This is a genomic window from Nocardia implantans (assembly GCF_035544775.1).
GTDB classification, from domain to species: domain Bacteria; phylum Actinomycetota; class Actinomycetes; order Mycobacteriales; family Mycobacteriaceae; genus Nocardia; species Nocardia implantans.
On the sequence record NZ_JAYKYQ010000004.1, the window covers coordinates 489,007 to 504,222 of the forward strand.

The window sequence follows — 15,216 nt, forward strand, 5'->3', positions numbered from 1 at the left end:
GATGATGCGAGTCGTCGCGACGATCGTCGCGGTCCTGGTCGGTGGCGCGGCGCTGGTCGGCAATGCCGGCGAGGCGCGCGCAGCCACGCAGGCATCGGTGCTGGAAGGCCGCGGGCGGATACTGGTGACCCTGCCCGACTCCGACGATGTGCGGGTGCTCGATGTGGAAGTGTGGATCGATGGCCGGAACGTGAGCTGTGACGGCAATCCGTGCAAGGTCGCACAGGGACACGCCTACTCGTTGGCCTACGACCTCCCCGCGGGGGCACATCGAATCGAGATCCGGCCGCCCGGTGAACCGGACTTGCTCGACCAAGTCGTGGCTGTGCGGCCCCCTGACCACTTGCTCGACACTTTGCAATGCCTGCACCTGCCCGTGCCGCAGGACCCTGGCCTCGTCTGCTGATATCGCGAAGGCTCCGGCGCGCCGGGCCGAACAAGCTTCCGAATCGGGGAACGACCGGTTCGGCGCCGGCCAGCTGTAGCCCCGCCCAGACCGTCACCTGGTTGGCCGTCAGCACCGGATTGCCCGAAGTAGCCTCCAGGTCCGGCAGCACCGTCATGATGTGCCTCGCGGTGTCGGAACGAGCAGCGCCTGCGCGCCGGGATGGTCGTTGTCCGCCGTCAGCCGCAGCGCCTGGGCCGGGGTGAGGAGGCCGGGCCTCGGCGTGGAAGGCGTCGCAATTCCAGCGCACCGCGCGTGCCAGCCGCGGCGCAGGTCTGCGGCGCTTGTTCGTCCAGCAGACGTGCGTGGCCGGAGATGGCGGCCTTGGTGAGGGTGAGGGTGATGTTGCGGCGCCACGCGGTCCTGCTTCCTGATCGGGCCGCCGGGTGGGCAGACAGCGGTGGATGCGCGCTACAGCTCGGCGAGCACCTCCGACCAGATCGCCAGAGCGTCCTCGATCTGCGTGTCGGTCACGATCAGCGGCGGAATCATCCGCACGACGTTCATGTGCGCGCCGCAGGTCAGCAGGAGCAGGCCCTTGTCCACCGCGGCGCGCTGAGCGGCCGCGGCGGTGGCGGTGCCGGGCTCGCCGGTGGCCGTGGTGAACTCGGCGCCCACGAGCAGTCCGAGGCCGCGGACATCGCCGATCGCCTTGGTGGCGCAGGCGCGCAGACCGCGCAGCAGTTGCTCCCCGCGGGCAGCCGCGTTGTCCACCAGCCCCTCGGATTCGATGACGTCCAGCGTGGCGATCGCCGCCGCGCACGCCACCGCGTTACCGCCGTAGGTGCCGCCCTGCGAGCCCGGCCACGCCCGCGCCATCAGTTCGCGCGGCGCCGCGATGCCCGACAGCGGGAACCCGCTGGCCAGATCCTTCGCGATGGTGATGACATCGGGCCGGACGCCGAAGTGCTGATGCCCGAAGAACTTTCCGGTGCGACCGAAGCCGGTCTGGATCTCGTCGAAGACCAGCAGGATGCCGTGCCGGTCCGCGCGTTCGCGCAGCCCTTGGAAGAACTCGGCGTTGCCGGGCACGTAACCGCCCTCACCGAGCATCGGCTCCACGATGAACGCGGCGGTCTCGGCGGGCGAGGTGAGCGTGGCGAACAGGTAGTCCAGTTCGCGCAGCGCGAAGACGGTCGCTTCGCGCTCGCTCCAGCCGTAGCGGTAGGCGGTGGGGAAAGGCGCGACGTGCACGCCCGGCATGAGCGGGCCGAACCCGGCGGAGAAACGGGTACCGGAGGTCGTCATGGTCGCGGCCGCCAGGGTGCGGCCGTGGAAACCGCCGTGGAAGACGACGACATTCGGCCGCCCCGTGGCCTGGCGCGCCAGGCGCAGCGCGGCCTCGACCGCCTCACTGCCGGAGTTCGCGAAGAACAGCGTGTCCAGTCCTTCCGGAAGCACGACGCCGAGCCGCTCGGTCAGCTCCAGCAGCGGCCGGTGCAGCACCGTCGTGTACTGGCCGTGGATCAGCGAGGCCACCTGCGCTTGGGCGGCGGCGACCACCCTCGGGTGGCAGTGGCCGGTGCTGGTCACGCCGATGCCCGCGGTGAAGTCCAGATAGCGGCGGCCGTCGGTGCCGTAGAGGTAGCACCCCTCGCCGTGGTCGACGATCACCGGCGTGGCTTGTTTCAGGATGGGCGAGAGCTCCGTCATGGTGAATCGCCTCCCGGTACGGGTGCGGATGTCTATTGCCGGATTGTCAACTCTATGCATAACCTGCGGCAGGGTCGCGGCGATTGCCGGATGCGGCGTGCGGCCAGACGCCTACGCCGTGGGCTGGCCGCCCGCAAGCGCAATCGACCGAGACGAGCGCCGCACGGCGGACACGGGGCCTGCCGTATGTTCTGCCCGGCCGCGTCGCCGCTCGGGGGCAGCGGAGACGCCTGTGCGGCCGGTACGGAGGCGACCGGTCAGGCGGTGAGCCAGATGGCGTCGGCGGCGGGGCGGCCGAGGTCGGTCGGTGACTCGGTGGCGCCGATGCGGATGGCGATGGTGCCCGCGAAGTCGCGCCGTTCGACGACCGTGATGGCGGTGTCCAAGGCGATGCCGACGGAGTCGAAGTAGCGCAGCATGTCGGGGTCGGCGTCGGAGATGCGCGCGACCCGGCCGGATTCACCGGCGCGGAAGTCGCTGAGCTGGCGCGCGGGCGGGGTGGGCACCGCGCCGTCCACCGAGGGGATCGGGTCGCCGTGCGGATCGCGATCGGGGTATCCGAGTTTGGCGTCGATGCGGGCCATCAGCAACTCGGAGACCGCGTGCTCGAGCACCTCGGCCTCGTCGTGCACCTCGTCCCAGCCGTAGCCGAGTTCGTTCACCAGGAAGGTCTCGATGAGCCGATGCCTGCGCACCATCGCGACGGCGGCCCTGCGGCCCTCCGGCGTGAGGGCGATCGCGCCGTAGCGAGCGTGCTCGACCAATCCCTGGTCGGCGAGTTTGCGGACGGCTTCGGACACGGTCGAGGCCGAGACGCCGATCCGTTCGGCGAGCAATTTGGTGGTCACCTTCTCCTGAGACCACTCCTGCGCGGTCCAGATGACCTTCAGGTAGTCCTGCGCGACCGAGGACAGCACAGGCGCGATCGTCGCGGTACCGCCGTGCGCATCGCCCGGCGCCGGGGCGTCGGCCAACTCGCGTCGAGTGGCGATATCTCGTTTACCTGGCACACAACCGAGCTTAGGCACTGGCGTCGCGATACACACATCCTCGGCCTGCCGTGCTCTGATCGACAACGAATCGCTATTCGCCGTTCACCGCCGAGAAGTGGGCGGATGGATGCCGGGAGCGCGCGCAGCCGAGCGCGGTCGCGTCGTCATCCGGCCGGATGACGGACAGCCGTATGCCCCTGATGCGGCTCGGACCTCCGCGTCGGCTCACGGCGGCGGAACCGTTGTGTGAGATCAGCACGCCCGAATACTGTTCGGCACCTGATTTGCGTAGGCTGCGCACTGTGCAGAGATGGCGAAGTCTCGACGAGGTGCCCGCGGACTGGGGGCGCTGTGTCCTCACGATCGGTGTGTTCGACGGTGTGCACCGCGGCCACGCGCAGTTGATCAGCCGGGCCGTGAAGTCCGCCGCCGCGCGCGGCGTGCCCGCGGTGCTGATGACGTTCGATCCGCACCCGATGGAAGTGGTCCGCCCGGGCTCACATCCCGCGCAGTTGACCACCCTCACCCGTCGCGCCGAGCTGGCCGAGGAACTGGGCGTCGACGTGTTCTGCGTCATGCCCTTCACCCAGGAGTTCATGAAGCTGACTCCGGCGCGCTATGTCCACGATCTGCTGGTGGAGCGGCTGCACGTGGTGGAGGTGGTGGTCGGCGACAACTTCACCTTCGGCAAGAAGGCCGCGGGCACCGTCGAGACCATGCGCGAACTCGGCAGGCGATTCGGCTTCGAGGTCGACGGAGTGAGCCTGCTCGCCGAACACGCCGTAACCTTCTCCTCCACCTACATCCGCGCGTGCGTGGACGCGGGGGACATGGCGGCCGCGGCCGAGGCGCTCGGGCGCCCGCACCGCGTGGAAGGCGTCGTCGTGCACGGCGACGGCCGCGGCAAGCAGCTCGGTTTCCCCACCGCCAACGTCGCGCCGCCGATGCACGCCGCGATCCCGGCCGACGGCGTGTACGCCGGATGGTTCACCGTGCTCGGCCCCGGCCCCACCATCGGCACCGTCACCCCCGGCGAGCGGGCCATGGCCGCCGTCTCGGTGGGCACCAACCCGACCTTCTCCGGACGCGCCCGCACGGTGGAGGCGTACGTCCTCGACGGCGAGGCCGATCTGTACGGTCAGCACGTCGCGGTGGACTTCGTCGAGCACATCCGCGGCCAGCGCAAGTTCGAGTCGGTGGACGAGCTCATCGAGTGCATGGGCCGCGACGTGGAGACCGCGCGCAAAATCCTCACCGCCGCCGACGCCCGCTGAACGGTCAGGACTTCATGAACTCGAGCAGGTCCTCGTTGAGCTGCTCGGCGTGCGTGACGTACAGGCCGTGCCCCGCGGTCGGGTATTCCTTGTAGACGCAGTTCGGGATGAGTTTCGCGGTGCGCCTGCTGCTGGCGTCGATCGGGATGGACTGATCAGGGACCCCGTGTACGACCAGGGCGGGAATCGACAGATTCCGCAGCGTCTCGCGGTGATCGGACGGGAAGGTCGACTCCCAGACCGCGATGGTGGCCCACGGCGAAGCGGACAGGCAGCGGCGGGTCTCGTGCTCGATCAGCGCGGGAGAGACGTCGTTGCCCAGGTGGGTGGCGAAGTATCCCTGCGCCCGGTCGGCGAACCACTTGGGCCGGTCGGTGCGCCACTGCGCGACCGACGCCCGGCTCAGCTCCTCCGGAAGGCCCTCGGGATTGTCCTCGGTCTGCCGCAGGAACGGCAGCGTCGTGGCCAGCAGCGCGATGCGCGCGACCCGCGCGGTGCCGTGCCTGGCCAGATAGCGCGCTACTTCCGCGCCGCCCGCGGAGTGGGCGACCAAGGTGAGTTCGCGCAGATCCAGCCGTTCGATCAGCTCGGCCACGTCATCGGCGCGGGTGTCCAAGTCGTATCCGGTCGACGGGCGGTCCGAACGGCCGTGTCCGCGCCGGTCCAGCAGCACACAGCGGTAACCCTGTTCGACGAAGAAGGGGACTTGGTACTCCCACATCTCCGCGTGCAGCGACCACCCGGCCAGGAACACGATCGGCGCTCCGGTGCCGTAGTCCTCGTAGGCCAGGCGGGTGCCGTCGGTCGTCTCCAGGTAAGGCATCGTCGTCTCCTCGTATTCGGCGGTACGACAAGCAGATTCGCAGCCGAAATGCGGCGAGTCGATTACCCGTGAGGTAATGCCGTTGCTTCCCTGCGCGCCGGAACCGGCTCGGCGGGCCCGCGATTTCGGCGGACCGCTCCCGGTCCGGTAGGGTGTTCCCTCGGGTTTGCTGCGGTCCGCGGTGGCGCCCACACCCGGGTGACCGGAGATTCGAGCGCGGAACTGAGAAACAGGAGTGGATGCCCCATGGCACTGACCACCGAGCAGAAATCGGCGATCCTCGCCGAGTACGGCCTGCACGAGAAGGACACCGGCTCGCCGGAGGCGCAGATCGCGCTGCTGTCCAAGCGCATCGCCGACATCACCGAGCACCTGAAGAAGCACAAGCACGACCACCACACCCGCCACGGACTGATGGCGCTGATCGGTCGTCGCAAGCGGCTGTCGAAGTACCTGCAGGACAAGGACATCAACCGCTACCGTTCGCTGATCGAGCGGCTCGGGCTCAGGCGGTAATTTTTTCCAGCGCCTGCGGCGCTGGGTGTTCGCGGCCCCTTTGTGGCTCGCGTCCGAGCGACCGCTGCTGGCGACTTCGTCGCGGACGCAGCGGTCGCTCGGACGCGAGCCGGGCCGCGAACGGCGGATGCTCGGTCTCGCTTCGCTCGAAAGACATGGTCGAGGTGGGCTGGGCGCGCTTTGTTGTGATGGCGCTATCGGGTGTATGCCTGGCGTAGCGGGGTCGCGGTGGCTGACCGTGTACGCCGCTGGCCCGCGCGCCAGAAGATTGCGAGGCGGCTGCCGCGGTGTCGCCGGGTGCGGACGCCTTGTGCCCGCGCACCGTGACCGATTTGTGCACGCTGTCGTAGCGGGGTCGCGGTGGTCGAGGTGGTCGTTCGGTGAGGCCGCGTTGTCCGGGGTGTTCCGGAACTATCCGTTCGATCGAGCCGTGTAGTCCGGGGTTCGTGCGGGAACTGCTTGTCGGCGGGGCCGCGACTTCGATGTGTTCACTGTCTGGCCCGCGTCGATTGGTAGTTGGCCGACAGGGAGGTTCTGCCCTGGATGTTCGGGTCGCCGCTGGTGACCGTCGCTCGTCGCGCTTTCGGTCTGCCGGAGCGGTGTGCTTCTGCTGATCGTGACGGCGATTTCCCGTGGAGTGTGGTTTCACATGAACTGGACGTGGCCAGGTAGTGATGCTGGTGCCTGCCGCGTCAGGTATTCGGGAATGTTCTGGTTCGACCGTGAGTTGCGCGGTTCCCGGCCATCGGGCCTCCGGTGTGCCGGCGGACGGAGTGGTAGGTGGCCGCTCGACACGGGGGTGTCCGAGGCGGTCGCTGGTTCGGCCAATGGGGAGACGTACAATCGCACCGTTGGCTATATGTGGACAGGGGAGCGGATCGCCCCCGTCGCACGACAACATTGCACAGCCGTATGCACCCGTCGCGTGGCGTCGGTCTTCGGTAGTGGCCTATCGGCAGCGAGTTGCGCCGTCGGGCTTCGATCGATGACCGCCTCCGCGTCGCCGTATCCAAGGGGATTCGGCCGGGTGTGCGCGTCGCAGCCAGGAGGGTTGCCGCGCGTCCGTACCCGGTACGGCTGACGACAGCCGGATCGCGCCACCGTGCGCTCGAGCCGGCGAAGACGAGAGGTTGAGAAAGAAGAAATGACCGAAACAACCGAACGCAAGAGCTCTGCCGTCGAGGTCGAGCCGGGCGTGTTCGAATCCGTCGCGCTGATCGACAACGGCAGCTACGGCACCCGCACCATCCGGTTCGAGACCGGACGCCTCGCCCGGCAGGCCGCCGGTTCGGTCGTCGCCTACCTGGACGACGAGACCATGCTGCTGTCGGCCACCACCGCGGGCAAGCAGCCCAAGGACCAGTTCGACTTCTTCCCGCTGACGGTGGACGTCGAGGAGCGGATGTACGCCGCGGGCCGCATCCCCGGTTCGTTCTTCCGCCGCGAGGGCCGCCCCTCCACCGACGCCATCCTGACCTGCCGCCTGATCGACCGTCCGCTGCGTCCGTCGTTCGTCGACGGCCTGCGCAACGAGATCCAGGTCGTGGTCACCGTGCTGAGCCTGGACCCGAAGGACCTCTACGACGTGGTGGCGATCAACGCCGCGTCCGCGTCCACCCAGTTCGCGGGCCTGCCGTTCTCCGGCCCGGTCGGCGGCGTTCGCGTCGCGCTGATCGAGGGCCAGTGGGTGGCCTTCCCGACCACCGAGCAGCTCGAGGGCGCGGTCTTCGACATGGTCGTCGCCGGCCGCGTGGTCGACTCCGGGGACGTCGCGATCATGATGGTCGAGGCGGAGGCCACCGAGAACGTCATCGCGCTGGTCGACGGCGGCGCGCAGGCGCCGACCGAGGCCGTGGTCGCGGAAGGGCTCGAGGCCGCCAAGCCGTTCATCGCTCGCCTGTGCCGCGCGCAGCAGGACCTCGCGGAGCTGGCCGCCAAGCCCACCGAGGAGTTCCCGCTCTTCCCGCCGTACGGCCAGGACGTGTACGAGGCCGTCGAGGGCACCGCGAAGCGCGAGCTGAGCGAGGCGCTGAGCATCGCAGGCAAGCAGGAGCGCGAGGAGAAGATCGACCAGATCAAGCTCGCCGTGCTCGACCGCCTCGCCGACGACTACACCGGGCGGGAGAAGGAGCTGGGCGCGGCGTTCCGCTCCGTCACCAAGAAGCTGGTCCGCCAGCGCATCCTGTCCGACGGTTTCCGCATCGACGGCCGTGGGCTGGCCGACATCCGCGCGCTGTCCGCCGAGGTGGCCGTGGTGCCGCGGGCGCACGGCTCGGCGCTGTTCGAACGGGGCGAGACCCAGATCCTGGGCGTCACCACCCTGGACATGGTGAAGATGGCCCAGCAGGTCGACTCGCTCGGCCCGGAGACCAGCAAGCGCTACATGCACCACTACAACTTCCCGCCGTTCTCCACCGGCGAGACCGGCCGCGTCGGGTCGCCCAAGCGCCGCGAGATCGGCCACGGCGCGCTGGCCGAGCGGGCGCTGATCCCGGTGCTGCCCAGCCAGGAGGAGTTCCCCTACGCCATCCGTCAGGTGTCGGAGGCGCTGGGTTCCAACGGCTCCACCTCGATGGGTTCGGTGTGCGCCTCCACCCTGTCGCTGCTGAACGCCGGTGTGCCGCTGAAGGCGCCGGTGGCCGGTATCGCGATGGGCCTGGTGTCGGACACCGTCACCAACGACCAGGGTGAGGAAGAGGTCCGCTACGTCGCGCTGACCGACATCCTCGGCGCCGAGGACGCCTTCGGCGACATGGACTTCAAGGTCGCGGGCACCCGCGAGTTCGTCACGGCGTTGCAGCTGGACACCAAGCTCGACGGCATCCCGTCGCAGGTGCTGGCCGGTGCGCTCAGCCAGGCGCACGACGCGCGCACCACGATCCTGGACGTGATGGCCGAGGCCATCGCCACCCCGGACGAGATGAGCCCGTACGCGCCGCGCGTCACCGCGATCAAGATCCCGGTCGACAAGATCGGCGAGGTGATCGGCCCCAAGGGCAAGGTGATCAACCAGATCACCGAGGACACCGGCGCCAACATCTCCATCGAGGACGACGGCACCGTGTTCGTCGGCGCGACCGACGGCCCGTCCGCGCAGGCCGCGATCGACGCGATCAACGCCATCGCGAACCCGCAGCTGCCGAAGGTCGGCGAGCGCTTCCTCGGCACGGTCGTCAAGACCACCGCCTTCGGCGCGTTCGTCTCGCTGCTGCCGGGCCGCGACGGTCTGGTGCACATCTCCAAGCTGGGCAACGGCAAGCGCGTGGCCAAGGTCGAGGACGTGGTGAACGTCGGCGACAAGCTGCGGGTGGAGATCGCCGACATCGACAACCGGGGCAAGATCTCGCTCGTGCCGGTCGAGGAGAACGCCGAGGAGCCCGGCGACGACGCGGCCGATGCGGGTTCGGCCGGGACCGAGTAGTACTTGTCTCTGTGACGAAGAAGAAGACGACAACCCCTCTGCTCAGCACCGGGCAGGGGGGTTCGTCACTCGAGCTGCGGGCGGACTCGGACAGCGGCGTGCGGCGCACCGTACTGCCCGGTGGGTTGCGCGTGGTCACCGAGCATCTGCCCGGAGTGCGTTCGGCGTCCGTCGGCGTGTGGGTGGGTGTCGGGTCGCGCGATGAAGGCCCCACCGTCGCGGGGGCCGCGCACTTCCTGGAGCACTTGCTGTTCAAGGCGACGCCGACGCGGTCGGCCCTCGACATCGCCGAGGCGATGGACGCGGTCGGCGGCGAACTCAACGCGTTCACCGCGAAGGAGCAGACCTGCTACTACGCGCACGTCATCGACGACGACCTGCCCTTGGCGGTCGACATGGTCTCCGACGTCGTGCTCAACGGTTTGTGCCGGGCGTCGGACGTGGACGTGGAGCGGCAGGTGGTGCTCGAGGAGATCGCGATGCGCGACGACGACCCCGAGGACCTGGTCGGCGATTCCTTCCTGGCCGCGCTGTTCGGCGATCATCCGATCGGGCGTCCGGTGATCGGCTCGATCGAATCCATCGAGGGCATGCGGGCCGCGCAGCTGCGGTCGTTCCACCTGCGGCGCTACCGGCCGGACCGGATGGTGGTCGCGGTCGCGGGCAACGTGGAGCACGACCACACCGTGGAATTGGTGCATCGCGCCTTCGAGAACCGGCTCGATCCGGCGGCCACGCCCGCCCCGCGGCGCGAGGGCCGGTTCCGCCCCCACGGCGACCCCCGGCTGCACTGGAGCCACCGCGACAGCGAACAGGCGCATCTCGTGTTCGGCGTGCGCGCCTTCGGGCGGCACGAAGGCGACCGGCGCTGGCCGCTGTCGGTGCTGAACACCGTGGTCGGCGGCGGCCTGAGTTCCCGGCTGTTCCAGCGCATCCGGGAGGAGCGCGGGCTGGCCTACTCGGTGTATTCCAGCGTCGACACCTTCGCAGACACCGGCGCGTTCTCGGTGTACATCGGCTGTCAGCCGGAGAATCTCGGGCAGGTGGCGGCGCTGGCGCGCGGCGTCCTGGAGGAAGTCGCCGCCGACGGCATCAGCGACGCCGAGTGCGCCCGCGCCAAGGGCTCGTTGCGCGGTGGGTTGGTGCTCGGCCTGGAGGACTCCGCCTCGCGCATGAACCGGCTGGGGCGCAGCGAACTCAGTTACGGCAACCATCGCACTGTGTCGGAGACCTTGGCGCGCATCGACGCCGTCACGACCGAGGAAGTGTCGGCCGTCGCGCGCACATTGCTGGCGCGGCCGTTCGCCGCGTCGGTCGCCGGACCGTACAAGCGCACCCGTGACCTGCCCGCCGCCGTCCGGCGGCTGGTGCCGAGCTGATCCGAGCGCGGGCGGTGTCGCGGCTTGGCGGAGCGTCCGCCGCCGCGATACTGTTTCGGCCGCCCGGCCGTCGGTCTTCGCCGGAGGGCGTTGAACGCGATTGTCCGGGTGCCGGATCCGGCGATCTCTGGCAAGGAGTCGAGATGAACCGAACGAGTCGTGCCCTTCGCCTGCTGGGCGCGGTGGCGCTGCCCGTCCTCGTGCTGGCCGGGTGCGGCGGGACGGACGCGGACGCAGGCAAGCCGGGCGAGCCGACCGAGGCGGCGCTGCGCGCGGACGCCAGGAAGATGAACGACGCGCTGGCCGATCACGACTACGCCGCCGCGTATCAGTTCCGTTCCGCGCGTTGCAGGCTCACGCTCAACGAGGACGACTTCGCGGCATCCATGGCGCAGCTCTACGACGGCAGGGACCTGAAGTCGAAGCCGTCGGAGATCACCGTCACCGTCTCCGGATCGACCGGGACGGTCACGGTCAAGAATTTCGACGCTCGCGCGTCCGAGGACGACACGAAGCCCAAGACCTGGACCTTCGTCGACGGGCAGTGGCGCTTCGACGCCTGCTGACCGGGGGACCTGCCCGACCGGTCGCTGCCGGACGGGCAGTGGCGCTTCGACGCCTGTCGACCGGGGACCCGCTCGGCCGATCATTACCGGGCGCGAGCGGCCTTCGATACCTGTCGACCAAACCCGCTCGGCCGGGGTCAATCCCGGCAGGCGCGGTTGGCGGCCGCGACGATCGTCGCAACCAGCCCGGGCAGGGCGGACTCCAGATCGTCGGCGCGCAGACGCTGGCAGGTCTGGCCGTCGATGGTCAGCCGCTCGATCACGCCCGCCTCGCGCAAAATCTTGAAATGGTGGGTGGCGGTCGACTTGTTGATCACCTCGTAGAGCGCGCCGCAGCGCACCGCCGTTCCCGCGTTGCTGAGCCTGCGCACCATCTCCAAGCGCACCGGGTCCTGCAGGGCGCTGAGCACCACGGGCAGCGCGGCGACCGGGGGCGCCTGCTGGTCCGCGTCTCGGACATCGGCCATGATCTGGCTCACTCTCGGGTTTGATGATTGTCGTACCGGATGTATCGTCGAATGCTGTTCGATCATCATCAAACTTACCCGATCGGAGTTCCGATGGCAGCGACGATGGCGGTGGCCGTCGAGGAGCAGACCGCGCAGCGCTGGGCCTACGCCCTGGTGCTGGCGGCCAGCGGTGTGGCGCTGGGGGTTTCGGGCGTTCCCGCGCCGCTCTACGGCATCTATCAGAAGCAATGGCATCTGTCCCCGCTCACCACGACCATCGTGTTCGCGGTGTACGCGGTGGCCGCCCTCGGGGCGGTGCTGGTGTCGGGACGGATCTCCGACGTGGTCGGCCGGAAACCGGTGCTGCTCGGCGCCTTCGCCACCATGGTCGCAGGCTTGCTGGTGTTCGTCCTCGCCGACAGTGTGCCCATGCTGCTGCTGGCCCGGGCGTTGCACGGCGTCGCGGTCGGCTCGACCGTGGTCGCGGGCGCGGCCGCGCTGCTGGATCTTCGTCCGCACCGCGGCGCGCGGTCCGGCCAGCTCAGCGGTGTCGCGTTCAACGTGGGCATGGCGGTGGCGATCCTCGGCTCGGCGCTGCTCGCGCAGTACGCGCCGCATCCGCTGCGCACGCCGTACGTGGTGATCACCGTCGTCTGCCTCGCGATCGGCGCCGGCGTGCTCGCCCTGCGCGAACCGCATTCGGCCCGGGTGGCCGGACGCATCCGGATCGCGAAACCCGCCGTGCCGCCGGAGATCCGGGCCGATTTCTGGTTCTCGGCCATCGGCGTGATGGCGGCCTGGTCGGTGCTGGGCGTGCTGCTGTCGCTGTACCCCTCGCTGGCCACCCAGCAGACCGGCATCCACAATCTGGTCTTCGGCGGGGCCGTCGTCGCCTCGACCGCGCTCTCCGGCGCCACCGCGCAATTGTTCGCGACCGGAGTGCCCGCCTGGCGCGCGGCCATTCTCGGCGACACCGGCATGGCGCTGTCGCTGGTGCTGACGGTGCCCGCGCTGGCCACGCACAACTGGGTGGCGGTGCTCGCCGCGGGCGTCGCGCTCGGCGCGACCTTCGGTCTCGGTTTCGGCGGATCGCTGCGCCACCTGTCGGAGGTCGTGCCGCAACACAAGCGCGGCGAGACCATGTCGGCGTACTACTTGCTCGCCTACTCGGCCATGGCGCTGCCCACCATCCTCGCCGGGTGGGCGGCCACCACCTGGGGGCTTAGCGCCGTGTTCCCGTGGTTCGTCGGTGTCGTGGCCGTCGCCTGCCTGATCGCGGCCGGTCTCGGCCTGCGCGGCGACCGGCGGGCGGCCGGGCGGGTATGAGCGGCGATTGGCTTTTTGCCGCGCGTGTCCGCTAATGTTCTGTGTCGCATCGCGGTCACCGCGATGCGCATGCGGATGTAGCGCAGCTGGTAGCGCATCACCTTGCCAAGGTGAGGGTCGCGGGTTCGAATCCCGTCATCCGCTCCACGAAATCATCCGGCCGCCGCGCCGGTCGCGCCGAGGCGCCTGCTCCACAAGCGTTTCCGGGTCACCCCCGTTACACCCCTCGACTTTCTCCGTGAACTTCTTCTGGGGTGATCGAGCGCGAATTCCGTCGCTCGGAGGTGCAGTGCCGGGCCGTGGTCAGCGGTGCTCGAGTAGGTCATCGATATCGCGGCGGACGTCCGCGGTCCGCACGCCCGCGACGAACGACACGTCGTGCGGGCAGCGGGGCAGTTCTTCGTCGGTGCAGTCGCGGTGGCAGACCGGGCAGGCCGTGGTCCACGACATCAGCACGCGATCACGGGCCCGACCGAGCGGCCCGGCGTTGATCACATTGCCGATCCAGAAGATGCCGACGGTCGGGGTACCGAACGCCCTGGCCAGATGACGGGGACCGCTGTCGTTGCCGACGAAGATCGCGCTGCGGGCCAGGACGCCGCACAGCGCGGGTAGCGGCGCGCCGACCAATGCGCGGACCTGCCGGATCCCCGCGCCGGGTGATCGCGCGCCGATGCGCGAGCGGAGGTCGGCCACGAGGTCGCGGTCGGACTGTGAGCCCAGGATCACGACCGCCAGGTCCCGGTCCAGGCAGTGGGCGGCGATCTCGGCGAAGCGATCCGGCGGCCAGCGACGGCGCGGATCTCTGGCCCCGGGATGAATGGCGGCGATCGGCCCGCGCAGACCGCGTAGGGCCTGGTCGGCGGCGGACCGATCCGACGGCGTCGACTCGAGGCGGGGTTCGAGCAGCACGGGCGCCGCGCCGGCCAGACCGACCACCTCGAGCGCGCGCAAGGTCTCGTGCTGGTAGTAGCGGAACGGCAGCATGCGGGACAGGGGAGCCGCCCCCGCGGCGCGGGAACCCACCGTCCACCGTGGCCGCAGGCTGGTGAGGAACGGATTCGACCACGCGCCCCCGCCGTGCAGCTGCACACCCAGATCGATTCGCCCCAGCTGTCGATCGACCTCGCCGCATGCCCTGCCCTGCTCGGCGACGACCACCACCTCGTGCACAGGGCCCGGCCGGTCGCGCAGGAGTTCCGCGTGCTCAGCCGACCCGAGCAGGACGATGCGGGCGCCGGGATACGTCGCCGCCAGCGCGTGGATCGCGGGAAGGGCGAACAGCAGATCGCCGAGACCGCCGCCGCGCAGTACCGCGATGCGCCGCACATCGGGAAAGACCTCGCCGAGCGGGCCGAGCGCCGGACCAGAAGCGAGTTCCGCGCCGGCCATCGCGCCGCTCGCCTGTGCCATGCGACCTCCTGCGGGGACGAGCCGACGGCCCGGAACGAATGCCGTCGTTCTACCCGGGAGCCGACGGCACAAACCGCGCCCCGTCCAGGATCGGATGTTTCGGCACGGTCGGTCCGGGCATGTCCGCACGTGCGGGCTTCGCCGCGAGGCCCGGATCGTTACTGCGTTCGATCCAATCGTCCTCGGCGAACGGAGCCAGCAGTGCAGATCGCCACGGTGTCCGAGCACGCGAGTCCGCTGGTCGAGCGCTGTGTGGCCGCCTGTAGCCGGAATCGTCACGCCGCCGAGTGGGCGGCTGCCAGGCCCCGGTGCGGGTACGACGGCCCGCGTCCCGGGCGACAAATACCGGCCGGCGCGAGGGCGATGACCGGGCCGTCGCCGAGTTCGCCCGTGTTGCCGTGCCACGACGCGATCGGCATCCGGCCCGGTGCCGTCGCGCCGGGACGGCAGACCCATCCGATGCTCATGCCTTACCGGGCATCGGCACCACGGTGATGGCCGCGGGCGGTCCGCTGGTCGTGATCGGCGACGCGCTGCTCGACATCGACCTCGACGGCCGCGCGGACCGATGCAGCGCGGGGTCGGCCGCTCCCGTCGTCGACGTCGCGCACCGGACCTTCCGCCCCGGTGGAGCGGGATTGGCGGCCCGGCTGGCCGCGGCCGACGGTGCGGAAGTCGTGCTGATCGCCGGCTTCGCCGCCGACGAGGCGGGCGCCCGGCTGCGCGGGCTGCTCGACCGGCATGTGCGGGTCGTCGCCCTCCCGCTGCGCGGTGCGACGGTCTGCAAGCAGCGGGTGCGGGCGATCGGCCCGTGGGCCGCCCCGAACGGCCACGGCCGGGCCCGGCAGTCCGGCAGGCCCGTCCTGATCACCAGAATCGACTCCGGTGCGGGGCGGGGGGGGGCGGGGCCGCGGCCGCCCGCGGCGGGCGCGGGGGTGGCGGCGGCGCGGGGCGGCCGG

13 protein-coding genes, 1 tRNA gene and 1 pseudogene are annotated in these 15,216 nt (G+C 70.1%); 9 read left to right on the forward strand and 6 right to left on the reverse strand.

Annotated features, from left to right (window positions below):
* Nucleotide 1: 1 nt before the first annotated feature.
* Nucleotides 2-406, forward strand: a complete 405-nt coding sequence (locus U3653_RS12830; RefSeq protein WP_195078796.1) for a hypothetical protein — start codon at nucleotides 2-4, stop codon at nucleotides 404-406.
* 450 nt (nucleotides 407-856) lie between these two features.
* Here U3653_RS12830 and U3653_RS12835 read toward each other — a convergent pair whose 3' ends face one another.
* A complete protein-coding gene (locus tag U3653_RS12835) occupies nucleotides 857-2,098 on the reverse strand; it encodes an aspartate aminotransferase family protein (RefSeq protein ID WP_195078797.1) in 1,242 nt (413 codons plus the stop codon).
* A 257-nt stretch (nucleotides 2,099-2,355) separates the two neighbouring features.
* Nucleotides 2,356-3,024, reverse strand: coding sequence for a metal-dependent transcriptional regulator (locus U3653_RS12840; RefSeq protein ID WP_195078950.1), 669 nt, complete (start codon nucleotides 3,022-3,024; stop codon nucleotides 2,356-2,358).
* A 368-nt stretch (nucleotides 3,025-3,392) separates the two neighbouring features.
* Between U3653_RS12840 and U3653_RS12845 the strand changes: the two genes are divergently transcribed.
* On the forward strand, nucleotides 3,393-4,364 hold the full coding sequence (locus tag U3653_RS12845) for a bifunctional riboflavin kinase/FAD synthetase (RefSeq protein WP_195078798.1): 972 nt from the start codon (nucleotides 3,393-3,395) through the stop codon (nucleotides 4,362-4,364).
* Between the two features lie 4 nt (nucleotides 4,365-4,368).
* On the opposite strand, the gene U3653_RS12850 is transcribed toward U3653_RS12845, so the two are convergent.
* Nucleotides 4,369-5,187 carry an alpha/beta fold hydrolase gene (locus U3653_RS12850; RefSeq protein WP_195078799.1) on the reverse strand — a complete coding sequence of 273 codons (819 nt, stop codon included), beginning with the start codon at nucleotides 5,185-5,187 and terminating at the stop codon, nucleotides 4,369-4,371.
* 246 nt (nucleotides 5,188-5,433) lie between these two features.
* On the opposite strand from U3653_RS12850, the gene rpsO reads away from it, so the two are divergent.
* The 4 genes from rpsO (at nucleotide 5,434) to U3653_RS12870 (ending at nucleotide 11,069) form a co-directional block, all read left to right on the forward strand.
* The gene (gene rpsO, locus U3653_RS12855; protein WP_063021162.1) at nucleotides 5,434-5,703 is read left to right on the forward strand and encodes a 30S ribosomal protein S15; all 270 of its coding nucleotides are present in this window, start codon (nucleotides 5,434-5,436) and stop codon (nucleotides 5,701-5,703) included.
* 1,144 nt (nucleotides 5,704-6,847) lie between these two features.
* Nucleotides 6,848-9,124 carry a polyribonucleotide nucleotidyltransferase gene (locus U3653_RS12860; RefSeq protein WP_195078800.1) on the forward strand — a complete coding sequence of 759 codons (2,277 nt, stop codon included), beginning with the start codon at nucleotides 6,848-6,850 and terminating at the stop codon, nucleotides 9,122-9,124.
* Nucleotides 9,125-9,162: 38 nt separating this feature from the next.
* The gene (locus tag U3653_RS12865) at nucleotides 9,163-10,503 is read left to right on the forward strand and encodes a M16 family metallopeptidase (protein WP_195078951.1); all 1,341 of its coding nucleotides are present in this window, start codon (nucleotides 9,163-9,165) and stop codon (nucleotides 10,501-10,503) included.
* 143 nt (nucleotides 10,504-10,646) lie between these two features.
* The gene (locus U3653_RS12870) at nucleotides 10,647-11,069 is read left to right on the forward strand and encodes an Rv0361 family membrane protein (protein ID WP_195078801.1); all 423 of its coding nucleotides are present in this window, start codon (nucleotides 10,647-10,649) and stop codon (nucleotides 11,067-11,069) included.
* Between the two features lie 137 nt (nucleotides 11,070-11,206).
* Here U3653_RS12870 and U3653_RS12875 read toward each other — a convergent pair whose 3' ends face one another.
* Nucleotides 11,207-11,536 carry an ArsR/SmtB family transcription factor gene (locus tag U3653_RS12875; protein WP_195078802.1) on the reverse strand — a complete coding sequence of 110 codons (330 nt, stop codon included), beginning with the start codon at nucleotides 11,534-11,536 and terminating at the stop codon, nucleotides 11,207-11,209.
* A gap of 93 nt (nucleotides 11,537-11,629) precedes the next feature.
* Between U3653_RS12875 and U3653_RS12880 the strand changes: the two genes are divergently transcribed.
* Together U3653_RS12880 and U3653_RS12885 are read left to right on the forward strand one after the other, a co-directional pair.
* Nucleotides 11,630-12,844, forward strand: a complete 1,215-nt coding sequence (locus U3653_RS12880; RefSeq protein WP_323124724.1) for an MFS transporter — start codon at nucleotides 11,630-11,632, stop codon at nucleotides 12,842-12,844.
* A gap of 71 nt (nucleotides 12,845-12,915) precedes the next feature.
* A tRNA-Gly gene (locus tag U3653_RS12885) sits at nucleotides 12,916-12,991 on the forward strand.
* Between the two features lie 156 nt (nucleotides 12,992-13,147).
* On the opposite strand, the gene U3653_RS12890 is transcribed toward U3653_RS12885, so the two are convergent.
* Nucleotides 13,148-14,257, reverse strand: coding sequence for a glycosyltransferase family 9 protein (locus U3653_RS12890; protein WP_323124725.1), 1,110 nt, complete (start codon nucleotides 14,255-14,257; stop codon nucleotides 13,148-13,150).
* A gap of 275 nt (nucleotides 14,258-14,532) precedes the next feature.
* On the reverse strand, nucleotides 14,533-14,724 hold the full coding sequence (locus tag U3653_RS12895) for a hypothetical protein (protein WP_323124726.1): 192 nt from the start codon (nucleotides 14,722-14,724) through the stop codon (nucleotides 14,533-14,535).
* A gap of 27 nt (nucleotides 14,725-14,751) precedes the next feature.
* Here U3653_RS12895 and U3653_RS12900 point away from each other — a divergent pair.
* A pseudogene (locus U3653_RS12900) lies at nucleotides 14,752-15,216 on the forward strand (hypothetical protein); the annotation flags it as partial.